This is a genomic window from Chryseobacterium arachidis, assembly GCF_900129245.1.
GTDB classification, from domain to species: domain Bacteria; phylum Bacteroidota; class Bacteroidia; order Flavobacteriales; family Weeksellaceae; genus Chryseobacterium; species Chryseobacterium arachidis.
Genome location: NZ_FQUT01000002.1, coordinates 272,840 through 290,300, shown reverse-complemented (window position 1 = coordinate 290,300; position 17,461 = coordinate 272,840). Strand labels below are relative to the sequence as shown.

The following is a 17,461-nucleotide window of genomic DNA, read 5'->3' as shown; positions in this document are numbered from 1 at the left end:
TTAAAGTTGATTTTGTATAATATAAATTAACGCATGAAGTATATACTTTCAATAATACTCTTCCTCAGCCTCACGGCACAAGCTCAGGTGGTAAATAAAACAGACTCCAATAAGCTTCCGAAAGAAGAGGACACTCTGGTCATCGACTCGGGAAAAAAGGATTCCTTAAAAATATTTAAACCTACCATTAACGATTACTTATATCAGAAACACTTTTCGGAGAAAAAGATTTTTGATACGGTAATGACTTTCGATAAAACGTATATTTTCTCTCAGTATAATAATAAAGATAATTTTGGAAAAGCTCAATTCGCTAATATTGGTGCGGGGTTTAATCCTTTATCTTATGAAGTAATTTCTGAGCAGAACCTGTCTTTGTTGCCAACCAACAAATCGTATTGGATCTTAGGTGCAGATGATATCAACTATTATGATGTAAAAACGCCGACAGCAACTTTCATTTACCATAATGCCATGAAAAATGGGGCAGCTTTGAAATCTATGTATACTCAAAACATAGGAAAAAGATTCAATTTTTCTATGGAGTACAGCGGGTTGCGTTCTCAGGGGATGTATAGAAATTCCCTTGCATCAAATAACAATACCTTGTTTACCGGACATTATACTTCAAAAAGTGGCAATTATGAATTGTTCGCCCATTATTTACATCAGAATGTAAACAATCAGGAAAATGGAGGAATTGCAGTGGATAGTCTTTTCCAAAATGGTGACAGCAATTCCCGAAACCGGCAGAATATGCAGGTAAATCTGGCTGGATCGAGTTCGCAGTTTTCTTACAGAAGATATTTTTTAACGCATCAGTTTGCGCCTTTTAATTCGGAGAAAATTCCGTTTAAGATCAGGCATACGATTTCTCATCAGGGAAATAAATACTATTATACCCAAAATGCTCCGGAAGCTTACTGGTATGATGCACCGCTACAATTGGTAGATGGAGGTCCTCTTACTTCAAAAAAATATTCTGACAATTTCAGCAATACGGTGAGTTTGGTTTGGGATAATGAAAAATTTAAATTGGATGCAGGACTGCGGTACCAGATGTTAAAATTCGGAACCAATCAAATCAGTTTGCCGCTTTTACAGATTCCGACAGAAATAAAGGAAAGCAGAATCGGGGCGATTGGAAATTTACAGATTAAACTTTTCGATAAAATCCAGCTGAACTCATTTCTGGAATTTTCTAACGGGAGCGAATTTGGAACGTACATGAAAACCACGAACAATTTAAAATTTGAACCCATCAAAGATTATTTTGTCAATGCAAAAGTTAATTTCCAAAGTGTGTATCCGTCATTCAATTATTTATTGAATACTTCCATTTATAATAACTACAATTATTATCTGCAAAATGCCCAAAATCAGGCCATCACAGAAATTGGAGGAAGCGTTGGACTGAAATGGTTCAAAACGGAGCTATTTGCCAATTATTTCAGAATCGACAACTATACCTATTTTGATATGGCGGCAATGCCCCGGCAAAGTGGAAGTTCATTAAATATTTCTCAAATCGGGGGCGATGCAACGTTCAGCTATGGAAATTTCCATTTGAATACAAGATTGCAGTTTCAGAATGTGTTGACAAATAAAGATCTTTTACCGATGCCTGGCTTTATTGGCCGTGCTAATTTTTTCTATCAGGCTAAAGCATTTAAAAAAGCAGCAGAAATTCAGGCGGGGATTAAAGTATATTATTTCTCGAAATTTGCATCAAGAGAGTATTTCCCGATTCTTAACGAATATATTTTGCCGAATTCCAATTCATTTTCTATTGGTGGGCAGCCGATCGCCGATGTTTATTTTAATATGAAGGTTAAAAAAATGTTCTTTTTCATTGAAGGGCAGCAGGTCGGAACTTTTCTTTCACACAACAAATCGTATGCATTTCCAAGCTATCCAATGTATGATTTCAGGCTGAATCTTGGGATTGTGTGGTATTTGTTCAACTAAAATTTTACAGAGTTGAAAACTATTAATAAAATATCTTTTCAGGATATAGAAAGCATTCCTCAGCTGATAAAGGATTTTTTGAATCATAAAATTGAGGGTTTCGAAGAAAGCACATTTTCTTTAGATCATTTTAAAAAGCAGATTCATCTGAAGCAAAATTCCTTCACGATGGATCAACGAAATATTTTAGCCGATACTTTAGAAAGGCAGCTTGCTGATCTTAAACTTTCGTCAAAACAAAAAGGAAACTTAGAAGATCTAAGGCTTCCCAATACATTTACCATTACCACCGGACATCAGTTGAACCTTTTTTCCGGACCTGTTTTTTTCGTATATAAAATTTTACAGACGATTAAAACATGCTCTTATTTAAAAGAAAATTTCCCTGATTTCAATTTTGTTCCTGTTTATTGGATGGCTTCTGAAGATCACGATTTTGCGGAAATCAATCATTTTAAAACGGAGACGAATTTCTACGAAATCAACGAAAAATCGGGTGGAGCGGTTGGAAGAATTGAGATTACGGATACCTTTTTTATTTCAGAATTTGAGAAAGAATTTAAGGATTTTGTTTTCGGAACCGAATTGATCTTAATGCTGAAAGAAGCCTATAAGGCCGGAAATACTTTAACACAGGCTATTCAGATTTTGGTAAACAGGTTGTTTTCAGAATTTGGGCTGTTGATTTTAGATGGAGATTCTAAAGAGCTTAAGCATCAGATTAAAGAAACTTTTAAAGATGAATTGCTGAATTTCAATTTGCATAAAAACTCGAAAGAAAAGGTAGATTTCTTAACGAAGAAATACGGAAAAGTTCAGGTAAATCCGAGAGAGATTAATCTATTTTATCTTTCAGAAACTCGTGACAGAATAGATTTTGACGGAAAAAATTATATCATTGTTGATAAAAATATCCAATTCACAGAGGAGGAAATTTTAAATGAACTGGAAAATTCTCCTGAAAAATTCAGTCCAAATGCTTTGATGCGCCCAGTGTATCAGGAAACTGTTTTACCGAATTTAGCATACATTGGAGGAAATGCCGAGATCATGTATTGGCTTGAATTGAAAGATTATTTTACAAAACTCAATATTCCTTTCCCTGTTTTGATTCCTAGAAATTCAATGTTGTTTTTAAAGGAAAAAACATTGGGTAAGATTGAAAAGTTAGACCTTAAAATTGAAGATTTTTTCCAAAATTTTACAACCATTACCAACAACAAAATATTAAAAGATAATGCTATACTTGAGTTACTAAACCAGCAAGAAAATCTTTTAATCACTCAGTTCTCAGAATTAAAGAATATCGCCGAAACTACCGAAAAATCTTTCGGAAATATGGTAAAAGCGGAAGAAGTAAGACAGCTGAAATCTTTCAAAAGAATGAAAAAACGTCTTCTGCACGCCGAAAAAATAAAACAGAGCGAATTGCTGGAAAGGCTGGAGAATTTGTTTTTAGATGTAAATCCTTCCGGAAATTGGCAGGAAAGGGTTTACAATTTCAGCGTATTTTTCGCGGATCACGGATATTCATGGCTTGAAACTTGTTTAGAAGAAATGCAAATTGAAGAGTCCAAACTAATAATAGTTGCCATTTAATTTTAAAGAAGTATTTTTGCAGATATAATCACCGAATATGATAAAGAGGTTTTTTATACTATCCAGTTTATGTATGGTTTTGGGCGTTTCTGCTCAGAAATCGCACACCGTTGTAAAAGGAGATACTCCTTATAATGTTGCAAAAAAATACGGACTGACAGTAGATGAATTGCTGAAACTAAATCCTAAAGTGAAAGACGGAAAGCTGGCGCTTGGAGAGGTTTTGACAGTGAAAAACGATAAGACAACAGCTTCGGCACCAAAAGCTGTTACTCCTGCAAATACAAAGGTTGGAACCATTATTCTTCAGCCAAAACAAACCATCTACGGAATTACGAAGCAATACAGAATTTCTGAAACCGACCTTAGAAAGCTGAATCCTGATCTGGATTCTCACACAAAGATCGGTGACGAAATTACGTTACCTCTTGAAAGTATTAAAAAATATGGTGGTAATCAGCAGCAGGCCGTTGCAACGACTCTGCCTGCGACAAAACCGGATGAACACACCGCTGAAACTTCTGTTACTGCTTCTGAAGGCGAATATATCGTTCAGCAGAAAGATAACTATTACAGAATTTCAAAGCAGTTCAATATCACAAAAGACGAATTGTTTGCTTTAAATCCAGGTCTTGAAGAAAGAGGCTTGAAGCCGGGTGAAGCCATCAAAGTTAAATCTGCTGCAAAAACGAATGTGGAAGGTGATGTTTTTGAAGAGAAAACAAACTCCAAAACAAAAGTAGATTCGGGGAATGAAAGATCTTCAACCAACACAAATACTGTTGCTGCTGATGATTATGTAACATACACAGTTCAGTCGGGAGACACGGTTTTCTCTATCGTAAACAAATTCGGAATTACGATTGATGAATTAATTGCATTAAATCCGGAATTATCCCACGGCTTAAAGTCCGGAATGGTTTTGAAAATTAAAAAACTGGATCCGGCTTATGTAAAGAAAAGCGGAGATGCATTGAGTGTTGTTTTAATGTTGCCTTTCGGATATAATACAGGTGAAACTCAATACCGAGCTATGGCGATGGATTTCCTTACAGGTGCTAAGCTTGCCATTGAAAGAAATGCCAGAAACGGACAGAAATTAGATATAAAAATTGTGGATTCAGGAAACGAAGCGTCGTTTAAGAATTCATTAACTCAGATCAATCCTAACAATACGGATCTGATTATCGGACCATTCTTCAAGTCGAACGTTGTTGATGTCTTAGACTTTACAAAGAATCAGAAAATCCCGATTGTAGCTCCTTTTGCCAATTCTCCGGAACTATACAATTACAGCAACCTGATTATTGTGGAAACAAGCGATAATATTTATGCTGATAAAATTGTTGAGGAAGTAAAAGCAGCCTTCTCAGACCAGAAAATTTATATTGTTGCGGATGCTAAGAAAGACAATGCAAACTATATCAAGGCAGGTCTTGAAAAAATACTGAAAAATCCAAATGTGACGATTGTGAATTCCGCAACGGATATTCAGCTTGATCAGAATATGATGACAGGCCAGTCGGCTCCGGTAATTGCTATTTTAGCAAGTGATAATGATGCGGCAGGGGAGGCTTTTGCCAATAAAGTGATTGCTTTGTCTAAAGAAGTTCAGGGAGTGAAAGCATTCAGTATGCATTACGTTCCTGTGTTCGAGAAAAAAGTGGACGATCTCAGTCAGGCAAACTTAGTGTACCTGATGGACAGAAAGATCAACACAGACGGTAATTTCGAAAAAGAAATTCTTGCTGCCTATAAAGGTAAATATTGTAAAACCCCTCCGAAATTTGCAATCGTAGGTTTTGATATCTTGAATGATATGCTGACCAGAGAAAACAAAAAAGGAGAGATCTTCAAACAGATGAATAAAGTTCAGACTCAGTTAGCTACAAAGTTTGAGTTTGTAAAATCTAAAGCGAACGGTGCGTATGTAAATACAGGTTACCGTGTGATTAGACTGGTTCCCTAAAATGATTTAAATCGCTTTTAAAGAATATTGTTAACATTATATTTATATTTGCATAATATTTTAAATTAATACATGAAAGCACTTGTATTTCCAGGGCAGGGTTCTCAGTTCGTAGGAATGGGAAAAGAATTGTACGATTCTAGAAAAGACATTAAGGACTTGATGGAATCTGCCAACGAAATTTTAGGGTTCGACATCCTCTCGATTATGTTTAACGGAGCGGATGAAGATCTTAAAAAAACGGAGGTTACCCAACCTTCTATTTTTATACATTCGGTTGCTGCCCTTAAAGCAGTGAACGGTCTTGGAGCTGAAATGGTTGCAGGACATTCTTTGGGCGAATTTTCAGCCTTGGTTGCCAATGGAGTTTTATCTTTTGACGACGGTCTGAAATTGGTTTCCGAAAGAGCAAAAGCTATGCAGGCTGCTTGTGATGCTAATCCAAGTTCTATGGCTGCAATTTTAGGATTGGAAGATGCTAAGGTTGAAGAAATTTGTGCAACAATCAGTGGTGTTGTGGTTCCAGCAAATTATAACTGTCCGGGACAACTGGTAATTTCCGGAGAAACAGTAGCAGTTGAAGAGGCTTGTGTAAAATTAAAAGAAGCCGGGGCAAAAAGAGCTTTGGTATTGCCGGTAAACGGAGCATTCCATTCTCCATTGATGCAGCCTGCACAGGAGAGACTGGCAGCTGCGATCGAGCAGACAAAATTCAGAAAAGCGACTATTCCTGTATATCAGAACATCACCACTACAGCGGTTACTGATCCGGAAGAAATCAAACAAAACCTTATTGCGCAGTTAACGGGACCTGTAAAATGGACTCAGTCTGTACAGCATATGATTAAAGATGGAGCTACAAACTTCTTAGAAGTTGGTCCGGGGAAAACGCTTCAGGGACTGATCAAAAAAATCGACGGTTCTGTAGACGTTGCATCTGCAATCTAATTAAATACAAAAAAATATGGGCGAGATATTTTCACCGGGAAAGCTGATGCTTACTTCAGAATATTTTGCCATAGACGGAGCTCTTGTCTTAGCGGTACCTACCAGGCTGGGACAAGAGTTTTCTTTTGAAGAAAAAAATGATGAAAAATCCCTGATCTTTTGGGAGGCCTATCATCAGAACAAATTATGGTTAAAAGCTGTCATCGATTATAAAAACTGGCAGATTTTAGAAACCAATATTATTTCAAGCGCAGAGTTTATTCTAAAAACTCTCAAAAATGTTCAGAATCTTTCTGAAACTAAATTCAAAGATAATTTTACCTATCATCTTACCACCAACCTTCAGTTTCCGGCAGATTACGGCTTGGGCAGCAGCTCTACGTTAATGAACAATCTTGCAGAATGGGCACAGGTTAATCCTTTCTATTTAAATACGATAAGTTTAGGCGGTAGCGGTTATGATATTGCGGTGGCAAAAGAGAAATCTGCTGTTCTGTATCAAAGCGTTCCTGAGATTAAATATGAAAAGGTAGATTTTAATCCTTCTTTTAAAAATGAACTGATTTTTATTCATCTCAATCAGAAACAGGATAGTCGCGAAGGAATCAACTTTTACAAGTCAAAAAAGAAGTCTCAAAAACTGGTTGATGAATTTTCGAATCTTACAAGAAATATTTTAGTATGTAATGAATTGGAAAATTTTTCTGAACTAATGTTAATTCATGAGCAAAAAATATCAAATTTTCTTGAAATTCCTGCAGTTAAGGCCAAATTTTTCGCAGATTGCCCCGTTTTTGTTAAAAGTTTGGGTGCCTGGGGGGGAGATTTTGTAATGAGCTCAAAATTTGATGGCTTTAAGGACTATTTTTGGGGAAAAGATTTTACCACTATTTTTGAATGGTCGGATTTAATTAACTTATAATCAGTAGATTATAAAGTTGTTTTTTTATTTGCCATTCTGACTTATATGTTTATATTTAAACCACTTTTAACAATTAATTAATATTAATTCCGTTAAACCCCAAAAAAGAAATAGAAAATATAAGTAAAATGAAACACGCTAAAATCATCCAGGATTTAGAAAAATTAGGGATTAAAGGAAATTATGAAGTCGTCTACAATCCTTCGTATGAAGAATTGTATCAGGCTGAAATTTCTCCTGAAAATCAGGGCTTTGAGAAAGCTGAGCTTACGGAATCTGGTGCAGTATCAGTAAAAACAGGAATTTTCACAGGTCGTTCACCTAAAGACAGGTACATTGTTCAGGATGATGTTACAAAAGATACGATTTTCTGGGACGGTAAAGTAAATTTGCCGACAACTCCGGAAATTTTTCAATCTTGTAAAGACTTAGTGCTGAACCAGCTTTCTGATGCAAAAAAAATCTATGTGGTAGATGCTTTCTGTGGGACCAATGCAGATACGAGATTAAAAGTGAGATTCATCGTTGAGGTGGCATGGCAGGCGCATTTCGTTACTAATATGTTTATCCGTCCTTCTCATTATGAATTGGAAAACTTTGGAACTCCTGATTTTACGGTAATCAATGGTTCTAAAACAACAAATCCTAATTGGGAAGCTCAGGGATTGAATTCTGAAAACTTCGTGATGTTCAACCTTACTCAGAAACTTCAGATTATCGGAGGAACTTGGTACGGTGGAGAAATGAAAAAAGGAATGTTTGCAATGATGAACTATTACCTTCCATTGAAAGGTATGGCATCCATGCACTGTTCTGCAAACGTAGGCGAAGAAGGAGATGTTGCTCTTTTCTTTGGACTTTCAGGGACAGGAAAAACGACTTTGTCTGCAGATCCTAAAAGATATTTAATTGGTGACGACGAGCACGGTTGGGATAACAACGGTGTTTTCAATTACGAAGGCGGATGTTATGCTAAAGTAATCGACTTATCAGAAGAAAAAGAACCAGATATTTTCAGAGCAATTAAAAGAGATGCTCTTCTTGAAAACGTTGTCGTAAACGACGGAATTGCTGATTATACAGACAGATCAATCACAGAAAACACGAGAGTTTCTTACCCGATTTATCATATTAATAAAATCGTTTTACCTTCAAAAGCAGGTCACGCAAGCAAGATTGTCTATCTTTCTGCGGATGCTTTCGGAGTGTTGCCTCCGGTTTCAATTTTAGATGAAGACCAGGCACAATATCACTTCCTTTGCGGATACACTTCAAAATTAGCAGGAACTGAAAGAGGAATTACAGAACCTGAACCATCGTTCTCTCCGGCTTTTGGTGAAGCTTTCTTAACATTACACCCAACAATGTATTCAAAAACATTGATCGGAAAAATGAAAGAGCACGGTGCTAAAGCATACTTGGTAAACACGGGTTGGAACGGTACTGGAAAAAGAATTTCATTAAAAGATACAAGAGCGATTATTGATGCGATCATCGACGGATCAATCGAAAATGTTGAAAAAACAACGCTTCCGATTATGAATCTTGAAATTCCGACGACATTACCAAATGTTTCTAAAGGTATTCTTGATCCAAGAGATACATACAACGATGTTGCAGAATGGGAAGAAAAAGCAAAAGATCTTGCTGCAAAATATATCAAAAACTTCGAGCAGTACTGCGGTAATGACGAAGCCAAAAAGCTGATTGCTTCTGGTCCTCAATTGCAGGAACAGACCATTTAGAAATAGTGAAAGAAAGGCTCATCAATTTGATGAGCCTTTTTTATTTTATGATGAAGATGATCTGTGCAATCTCCAAAATCTGCGAGAAAAATTTACACAATCATCTGTGTAAATCTGCGTAATCTGTGGGAAATAAAATCAAGATTTCAAACTAAAAATTGCCAATCGATATCCATCCATTCCAAAACCGGATAAAACCGCATCGGTATTCGCCGCCGTTACAGATTTCTGACGAAACTCTTCTCTTTTATAAATATTGCTGATGTGAACTTCCACTTTTGGTTTCTGAATATTTTTTAAACAATCCGCAATCGCATAAGAATAATGCGTAAAAGCTCCGGGATTAATAACCAATGCATCAAAATCATCTTCCTGCAATCTGTTAATCAGCTCTCCTTCAATATTCGACTGATAATATTGAATTTCATGGGAAGAAAATTCAGATTTTAAATTTTCCAGATAATCTTCCATTGAAGTCGTTCCGTAAATCTCTGGTTCTCTCGTTCCCAACAAGTTCAGATTCGGACCGTTTATTATTAAAACTTTCATTCTATAAAATTAAAAAGTTTTTCCGTCAGTTCGAGTGTTTTTCGAAATGAAATGAAGAAAAATGTATCGAGAACTTTTAGAAACATAATTACTCGTAATTCAAAAACTTTAGTTGAAGTCATAACTAAAAGCTGCATTAAAAATCAATTTTACCATTACATTATTTTTAATGATATTTCTCATATTTGAAAATTTAACATTTTTTATAACTGTCTATAATTGATGTTTTTAAAATAAAATTACGTTAATTTTTATAAAAATTATATTTAAATTTTTAAAGTCTACTTGTTTTGTAGACTTTTTGTTTTTAGATTTGCAACGGCTTATAAAGAAAGATGGAGGGAACTGACCCGATGAAATCTTAACAACCTGCATTAAGTAAGGTGTTACATTCAGCCTTGAAAAAGGAAAGATGAGCAAAGTGTTAATCATGATTATTGATGCTGTTTGCTGTCTTTTTTATAAAAGGCTAAAATTTAATTAGCAGTAAATAAAATGGATTATGATTAGCAAAAATTTAATTAATTCTAAAATTTGGATTCCGCCTGTTGCCGCATTTTTCTTCGGAATTGCGAATGTCAACGGACAGGAAACTAAAAAAGACACTCTTAGGGAAAAAGAGATTGATGAAGTGGTGGTAGTGGCTTACGGAAAAGCTAAGAAAACAAGTTATACAGGTTCTGTAGCAACGATTTCTAGCGAAAAAATCAACAACAGACCCGTTACAAATATCACAAAAGCTTTGGAAGGACAGGTTCCTGGTCTTCAGGCAGTAAGTTCTTCGGGACAGCCGGGTTCTACAGCTTCCATCAGAATCCGAGGGATCGGTTCTGTAAGTGCATCAAGCAACCCATTATTCGTAGTCGACGGAATGCCTTTTGACGGAAATATCAACTCTATAAGCCCCAATGATATTGAGTCAATCAGTGTTTTGAAGGATGCTACGGCGAGTTCGCTATACGGTTCCAGAGGAGCAAACGGGGTGATCATTGTTACCACAAAATCCGGTAAAAAAGGCGAAGCAAGAGTTAACTTTAATATAAGCCAGGGTTTCTCGAGCCGAGCGGTAAAGGATTATGAGCAGGTAAGCACAGATCAGTATTTCCAATTGTATTGGGAAGCCTTAAGGAACGGGTATAAATCGAGCCAGGTTTCTTCTCAGCAGGCTGCGCAAATGGCAACCGACAATTTGGTTAATGCCTTAGGCATCAATCCTTACGGTTCAAAATTTCCGAAACCGGTGGGTACAGATGGCAAACTTTTGTCCGGAGCCACTCCTTTGTGGAACGACGACTGGAGGGATATATTACAGCGTGTTGCTTCCCGAAATCAGGTGGATCTTGATTTTAGCGGTGGAAATGAAAAAAGCAATTATTTTTTCTCTTTGGGATATTTGGATGATAAAGGAATTGCGATAGGTTCCGGCTTCAGGAAATATAGTTCAAGATTGAAAATCAATTCTGAAGTCAAAAAATGGTTGAATGTCGGAGCAAATTTAGCCTACACCAACAGTCTTCAGGAAGCGCCGCCTTCATCAGATTCCAGAACGGATAATATCATCAATGCGGCGAGAGTGATACCGTCTTTCTATCCTTATTATGAAAGAAATGCGGATGGAAGCTACAAATTGGATGCAGGCGGAAATTATATCTATGATTTCGGAAAATACCGCCCGACAAGTGCTTTGCAGAATCAAAATGCAGCAGCGACTCTACCTTTAGACAAGAACGAAAACCGTGAAGACAACTTCTCAGGAAAAGGTTTTGCAGAATTTATTTTTTTACCGGAATTAAAATTCAGAACTAATTTTTCGGTTGACTTGCTGAATTATAATGGTCATTATTATACCAATCCTTTATTGGGCGAAGGCTCTGAAATCGGCGGTTCTGTCACAAAAACCAATTCGAGAACGCTTTCTTATACAACGAGTAATATTTTAACCTACGATAAAAAATTCGGGCAACATCACCTCAATGTTTTGGGTGGTCAGGAATTTTATCATTACGAATATCAGACAATTTCCGGGAACAGAAGCCAGTTTTCACTGCCTTATTACTATGAGCCGGATGCTGCAGCTTTGTTAGGAAGTTTCAGCGGGAACAGTGATAAATTAGGTTTGCTGAGCTTTTTGGGAAAAGCGGAATATGATTATCAGAATAAATATTTCGTTTCAGGATCGGTGAGAGCAGACGGTTCTTCCAGATTTTCTCCGGAGAATCGATGGGGAACGTTTTGGTCAGTTGGTGGCTCCTGGAAAGCTTCCAACGAAGATTTTATCAGAAAACTGAATTTCTTTAATCAGTTAACGCTTCGTGCAAGTTACGGGGGGCAGGGAAATGACAAGTTGAGCACGTATTATGCTTACCAGAGTCTGTATGCTTTTTACAACAATTTGGGTGAAGGCGGAACGGTTGCAAGTAAATTACCAACACCCGACTTGAAATGGGAAACGAATTTAAATCTAAATGTAGGATTGGAATTTGCAATTTTAAACAACAGAATTAAAGGTAACGTAGAATATTTCCAAAGAAAAAGCCAGGATCTGCTGTTTGATATGCCTTTGGCTCCTTCATTGGGTTTCAGCGGATTTCAGGCAAATATTGGTGAGCTGAAAAACACAGGTTTTGAGTTTTCATTATTCACAACACCAATTAAAACGAAAGATTTTGAATGGAATGTTGATTTGAATTTAAGCACATTAAATAACAAAATTACCAAACTTCCAAAAGGTTCCATCGTAAGCGGAACAAAATTATTGCAAGTCGGAGGATCTATCTATGATTTCTTCATTCCTGAATGGGCAGGAGTAGACCCAAACAACGGAAATCCGCTTTGGAAAACAATTACAACCGATGCCAACGGAAATACGGTAGAAGGAACGACTTCGGAATATGCAAAAGCCACAAAAACGTTGCAAGGTTCGTCACTTCCGAAAGTTCTGGGAGGATTAACGACAAGTTTAGCGTATAAAAATTTCGACTTTTCAACACTGGTAACATTCAGTATCGGCGGAAAAATTTTAGATACCGATTACACGATGATTATGCATAACGGAAGTGCAGCCGGAAGAGCATGGAGTTCAGAAATGCTGAACCGATGGACGCCTGAAAATCCTTACACAGACGTTCCTGCTTTGAGTACAACGACCAATAACTGGACTTCAGCATCATCAAGGTTTTTATATTCCGGAACGTATGCGAGAGTGAAAAATATGAGTTTAGGCTACACGCTTCCAACCGAATATTTTGAAAGATGGGGCGTGAAGAAATTCAGATTGTATGTTCAGGGAGAAAACCTTCTAACATTCTACAAGCACAAAGGAATGGACCCTGAACAGACCTTAGACGGAACAACGTATTACCGTTATCCTGCGATGAGAACCATCACTTTCGGTTTACAGGCAACGCTTTAACATTTAAATAAAAACAATGAAAAAATTAAAATATTTATCTTTTGCTTTAATCACAGCACTCACATTCGTAAGCTGTGAAAACGATTTGGAAACGGCTCCTACCAACCAGGCGAGTGAAGAGGAAGTTTTCAAAACGACAGAAAGTGCAGAAACAGTCATAAACGGGACTTGGGCGAAGTTTAATGATGACGGAACCACGTATGCCAATATCGGTTACTCAACGGTACTGAGAACGAGTGATGCGATGGGAAGTGATGTGGCAGTTTTAACCAACAAATATGGGTTTCCGGCGGCTTATGCATTCACAGATTTGGTCAATAATGCGGGAAGCAGACCGCTTTTTATCTGGAGTTTGCTGTATTCTACGATTAATAATATGAACAATGTTATTGCGAGAATTGATGCTGCAGAAGGAAGTCAGGAGAAGAAAAATCAGGTCAAAGGTCAGGCAAAAGCGTTGAGAGCTTTTTGTTATTTAAATCTGGCAAGCTTTTATCAGTTCAGCTATTTGAAAGATAAAAATGCTTTAACGGCTCCGATTTATACAGAGCCTACTACAACCAATTCGCTAGGGAAGAAAAGGGCAAGTCTTGAAGAAATGTATACTTTAATTAAAAGTGATTTAACAGATGCCGATCAATTGCTTCAGAATTATTCAAGAAATAATAAAGATAAAATCGACAGGTCGGTCGTGAACGGTTTGTTGGCGAGAGTGTATTTAAACACAGGGGATTGGGCGAATGCTGCTGCGTCTGCAAAAATTGCAAGAAACGGTTACGCTTTAATGGCTCCGGAAAAATACAAAGAAGGTTTCAACGACATCAGCAACGGAGAATGGATTTGGGGCCACGGACAAACACAGGAGCAGTCGGGTGAAAGTTATGCGTTCCATTTTTTAGACGTTTCTTCGTCGGGAAGCTATTATTACAGCTTCATGGCAGATCCTTATTTTAAAGATTTGTTTGATACCAATGATATCCGTTATTCTTTGTTTTCATGGGACGGACTTCCGGGAAGAGAAGGTTTGCTGAGATATGCCAAGTTTAAATTTAAAGCCAATTTAATTGCCGATATCGTTTACATGAGAGCTGCCGAAATGTATTTAATTGAAGCTGAAGCCGAAGCCAGAAATGGAAATGTTTCGAATGCGGTTACGGTTTTAAATCAGTTGAAATCCGCAAGAAATGCAAATGTTTACAGCGGTTCTTTAGCACAGAATGAGGTGATTAAAGAAGTTTTAATTGAAAGAAGAAAAGAATTGTTCGGTGAAGGATTTTCGTTATCCGACATCATCAGAACGCAGGGAACTGTCGTAAGAAAACCTTATACAGACGCAAGCGGACAAGCGATCCAGGTACAGGTTACTATTCCCGACGGAACGGTGAAAACCGTGAACGGAAGAGGCCACACCATCTTTGCTTTTCCTGACCAATCGGCTTTTGTTCCGAACAGCAGATATTATTTGTTCTCAATTCCGCAGAAAGAGATTGAGAATAATCCGAATTTATAGTTTAGTTTTAATTTTTCAAGAAAGTCGTTGCATTTATTGTAGCGGCTTTTTTGCTTTATTGAGATTAATCAGACTGAAAAACATTTAAAAAAGCTAAATTTGAGATAGTAATATTTAAAAATCTCCTGATGAAAACAGACATCGAAAACAAGCTCATCGACAAAAACACCAAACCCACAAGCATGAGGATTTTGGTCTACGATCTTTTAAGTTCTCAGGAAGCAGCTCTTTCTTTGTCTGAAATTGAAAATCATTTTGAAAATGCAGATCGGACAACCATTTACCGAACCTTAAAAACTTTCGAAGAAAAAGGAATTGTTCACAGCATTCAGGAAAATACGACAACGAAATATAAACTTTGCGACGATGGTTGCGACGAAAGTACCCACAAAGACTGGCATCTTCATTTCTACTGTAAAATCTGTAAACAAACCACCTGTAAAGAAGATATTTCCTTTCCCGAAAATTTGCAGACCAATTTTAGGATTGATGAAATACGGCTTTTCGCTAAAGGAATCTGTGAAAGCTGTCTCGAAAGTTTGCAATAGTGTTGCATTCTCGTTTGGCCTAATTTTGATAAAAATTTAAGTTATGGAAGAATGTTGCAGTACAAAAACCAAAAAAGAACATAATCATCACGAAGGTCACGACCATGAGCATTCTCATGATGTGGAAAATCAGTCTGTTTTCCGGATGTTTCTTCCGGCAATCGTTTCTTTTGTCTTATTGCTGATTGGAATTAGTCTCGATAATTTCATACAAAACACTTGGTTTATAGGCTGGATTCGCCTTGTCTTTTATTTAATAGCTTACATTCCGGTTGGTTTTCCCGTTTTAAAAGAGGCTTTTGAAAGTATTAAAAATGGCGATGTTTTCTCTGAGTTTTTTCTGATGGGAATCGCAACAATCGGAGCTTTTGCCATCGGCGAATATCCGGAAGGAGTTGCGGTAATGTTGTTTTATTCTGTGGGGGAAGTTTTTCAGGCAATGGCAGTGACCAAAGCAAAAACCAATATCAAAACTCTTTTAGATCAGCGTCCCGATGAGGTAACAGTTTTGGAAAACGGACAACCGAAAGTCGTAAAAGCAAAATCAGTCAATGTCGGAGAAATTATTCAGTTGAAATCTGGTGAGAAATTAGGATTGGATGGCGAACTATTATCCGAAAAAGCTTCATTCAATACATCGGCGTTGACAGGAGAAAGTAATCCCGACACAAAAACAAAAGGTGAAACCGTTTTAGCAGGAATGATCAATCTTAATTCAGTGAGTCAGGTAAAAGTAACGGCGGCGTATAAAGACAGTAAGCTGAGTAAAATATTAGAACTTGTTCAGAACGCAACGGCTCAAAAAGCACCTACAGAACTTTTCATCAGAAAATTTGCGAAAATCTATACCCCAATCGTTGTTTTTCTGGCTATTGGAATAACCTTCTTACCGTATTTTTTCGTTGAAGAATATCAGTTTAAAAGTTGGCTGTACCGGGCTTTGGTTTTCCTGGTGATTTCCTGTCCGTGTGCATTGGTTATTTCTATTCCGCTCGGTTACTTTGGAGGAATCGGAGCAGGAAGCCGCAACGGAATTTTAATTAAAGGAAGCAACTTTTTAGACATACTTGCTAACATACAAAACGTTGTGATGGATAAAACCGGAACGATGACGGAAGGCGTTTTTAAAGTTCAGGAAGTTCATTTTAATGATGATTTTAATAAAGATGAAATTTTAAAATGGGTGAATGTTCTGGAAAGTAAAACCACGCATCCGATTGCAACAGCCATTCATGATTTTGTTGGCGAAATCGATCATTCTATTCACTTGGAAAATGTGGAAGAAATTGCCGGGCAAGGTCTGAAAGCTGAAATCAACGGAAAGGAATTGCTGGTTGGAAATCTAAAACTAATGAAACAGTTCAATATTTCGTATGATGTAAACGCTGAAAATATTGTGTATACCTTAATCGCCGTTTCTTATGATAAAAAGTTTGTCGGTTACCTTACGATTGCAGATTCCATTAAAGGCGATGCACAGAGAACCGTCGATAAATTGAAATCCCTCAATGTGAAAACAACAATGTTGAGCGGTGATAAAACTTCAGTGGTAGACTTTGTTGCCCAAAAATTAGGAATCGAAAATGCTTACGGCGATTTGCTACCCGAAGATAAAGTCAATAAAGTGAAAGAACTGAAATCAAAAAATCAGTCGGTTGCTTTTGTTGGCGACGGAATCAATGACGCTCCTGTTGTTGCGCTCAGCGATGTCGGAATTGCGATGGGCGGATTGGGAAGTGATGCCACCATTGAAACAGCAGATATTGTGATTCAGGATGATAAACCCATAAAAATTCCCATGGCAATCAACATCGGAAAACAAACAAAGAAAATCGTTTGGCAGAATATTATTTTGGCATTTGCGGTAAAAGGTATTGTTCTCGCCCTCGGAGCCGGAGGTTTGGCAACGATGTGGGAAGCGGTTTTTGCAGACGTTGGTGTCGCTTTGTTGGCGATTTTAAATGCAGTGAGAATTCAGAGAATGAAGTTTCATTAGGCGGAATGATGGAAGCTGGGTGCTGGAAGTTTACGAGCGAGTTACAAATATCGAATTGGTGCTATTATTCAATAGGGGTGGGCTTTAGCCCACCTAAAAAGAAGATAATTTCAATTGGCTTTAGCCAAAACTTATCTTATCTCTCGCAGATTTTGCTAATTACGCAGATTTTAAAATAATCAACGCAAACATCTGTGCAAATCCGTGCCATCTGTGGGAGACAAAAAACGTCCATCTCTTAACTCTCCGCTTCCAACTTCTCCCATCTTTCCTGACTTTCATCATAAATTACAGC

Annotated in this window: 11 protein-coding genes and 1 riboswitch; of the genes, 10 read left to right on the top strand and 1 reads right to left on the bottom strand. The window is 37.2% G+C overall.

Annotated elements, in window-relative coordinates:
- Window positions 1–33 precede the first annotated feature (33 nt).
- The 6 genes from BUA89_RS05090 (at window position 34) to pckA (ending at window position 9,151) form a co-directional block, all read left to right on the top strand.
- Complete coding sequence (locus BUA89_RS05090) at window positions 34–1,968, top strand: putative porin (RefSeq protein ID WP_072953696.1); 1,935 nt, start codon at window positions 34–36, stop codon at window positions 1,966–1,968.
- Between the two features lie 12 nt (window positions 1,969–1,980).
- Window positions 1,981–3,567 carry a bacillithiol biosynthesis cysteine-adding enzyme BshC gene (gene bshC / locus BUA89_RS05085; RefSeq protein WP_072953694.1) on the top strand — a complete coding sequence of 529 codons (1,587 nt, stop codon included), beginning with the start codon at window positions 1,981–1,983 and terminating at the stop codon, window positions 3,565–3,567.
- A gap of 37 nt (window positions 3,568–3,604) precedes the next feature.
- Window positions 3,605–5,536 carry a LysM peptidoglycan-binding domain-containing protein gene (locus tag BUA89_RS05080; RefSeq protein ID WP_072953692.1) on the top strand — a complete coding sequence of 644 codons (1,932 nt, stop codon included), beginning with the start codon at window positions 3,605–3,607 and terminating at the stop codon, window positions 5,534–5,536.
- Window positions 5,537–5,608: 72 nt separating this feature from the next.
- Window positions 5,609–6,484, top strand: a complete 876-nt coding sequence (gene fabD / locus BUA89_RS05075) for an ACP S-malonyltransferase (RefSeq protein ID WP_072953690.1) — start codon at window positions 5,609–5,611, stop codon at window positions 6,482–6,484.
- Window positions 6,485–6,500: 16 nt separating this feature from the next.
- Complete coding sequence (locus BUA89_RS05070; protein ID WP_072953688.1) at window positions 6,501–7,406, top strand: GYDIA family GHMP kinase; 906 nt, start codon at window positions 6,501–6,503, stop codon at window positions 7,404–7,406.
- A gap of 128 nt (window positions 7,407–7,534) precedes the next feature.
- A complete protein-coding gene (gene pckA / locus BUA89_RS05065; RefSeq protein WP_072953686.1) occupies window positions 7,535–9,151 on the top strand; it encodes a phosphoenolpyruvate carboxykinase (ATP) in 1,617 nt (538 codons plus the stop codon).
- A 138-nt stretch (window positions 9,152–9,289) separates the two neighbouring features.
- Here pckA and BUA89_RS05060 read toward each other — a convergent pair whose 3' ends face one another.
- The gene (locus BUA89_RS05060; protein ID WP_072953684.1) at window positions 9,290–9,700 is read right to left on the bottom strand and encodes a type II 3-dehydroquinate dehydratase; all 411 of its coding nucleotides are present in this window, start codon (window positions 9,698–9,700) and stop codon (window positions 9,290–9,292) included.
- Window positions 9,701–10,020: 320 nt separating this feature from the next.
- A riboswitch (SAM riboswitch) is annotated at window positions 10,021–10,119 on the top strand.
- A gap of 83 nt (window positions 10,120–10,202) precedes the next feature.
- Between BUA89_RS05060 and BUA89_RS05055 the strand changes: the two genes are divergently transcribed.
- From BUA89_RS05055 to BUA89_RS05040, 4 genes are all read left to right on the top strand, one after another.
- On the top strand, window positions 10,203–13,112 hold the full coding sequence (locus tag BUA89_RS05055; RefSeq protein ID WP_072953683.1) for a SusC/RagA family TonB-linked outer membrane protein: 2,910 nt from the start codon (window positions 10,203–10,205) through the stop codon (window positions 13,110–13,112).
- Between the two features lie 16 nt (window positions 13,113–13,128).
- Entirely contained in the window at window positions 13,129–14,622 is a 1,494-nt protein-coding gene (locus BUA89_RS05050; protein WP_072953682.1) for a RagB/SusD family nutrient uptake outer membrane protein, read from the top strand.
- A 128-nt stretch (window positions 14,623–14,750) separates the two neighbouring features.
- Window positions 14,751–15,170: a Fur family transcriptional regulator gene (locus tag BUA89_RS05045; RefSeq protein WP_072953680.1), complete on the top strand. Its 420-nt coding sequence runs from the start codon at window positions 14,751–14,753 to the stop codon at window positions 15,168–15,170.
- 43 nt (window positions 15,171–15,213) lie between these two features.
- Window positions 15,214–17,166 (top strand): heavy metal translocating P-type ATPase, encoded by a 1,953-nt coding sequence (locus BUA89_RS05040; RefSeq protein ID WP_072953678.1) that lies wholly within the window; start codon window positions 15,214–15,216, stop codon window positions 17,164–17,166.
- Window positions 17,167–17,461 lie beyond the last annotated feature (295 nt).

Bases quoted from the DNA above. Each gene is read 5' to 3' on its own strand.
- BUA89_RS05060 (WP_072953684.1), bottom strand. From the start codon at position 9,700: ATGAAAGTTTTAATAATAAACGGTCCGAATCTGAACTTGTTGGGAACG.
- BUA89_RS05090 (WP_072953696.1), top strand. From the start codon at position 34: ATGAAGTATATACTTTCAATAATACTCTTCCTCAGCCTCACGGCACAA.
- BUA89_RS05055 (WP_072953683.1), top strand. From the start codon at position 10,203: ATGATTAGCAAAAATTTAATTAATTCTAAAATTTGGATTCCGCCTGTT.
- BUA89_RS05040 (WP_072953678.1), top strand. From the start codon at position 15,214: ATGGAAGAATGTTGCAGTACAAAAACCAAAAAAGAACATAATCATCAC.
- pckA (WP_072953686.1), top strand. From the start codon at position 7,535: ATGAAACACGCTAAAATCATCCAGGATTTAGAAAAATTAGGGATTAAA.
- fabD (WP_072953690.1), top strand. From the start codon at position 5,609: ATGAAAGCACTTGTATTTCCAGGGCAGGGTTCTCAGTTCGTAGGAATG.
- BUA89_RS05050 (WP_072953682.1), top strand. From the start codon at position 13,129: ATGAAAAAATTAAAATATTTATCTTTTGCTTTAATCACAGCACTCACA.
- BUA89_RS05070 (WP_072953688.1), top strand. From the start codon at position 6,501: ATGGGCGAGATATTTTCACCGGGAAAGCTGATGCTTACTTCAGAATAT.
- BUA89_RS05080 (WP_072953692.1), top strand. From the start codon at position 3,605: ATGATAAAGAGGTTTTTTATACTATCCAGTTTATGTATGGTTTTGGGC.
- BUA89_RS05045 (WP_072953680.1), top strand. From the start codon at position 14,751: ATGAAAACAGACATCGAAAACAAGCTCATCGACAAAAACACCAAACCC.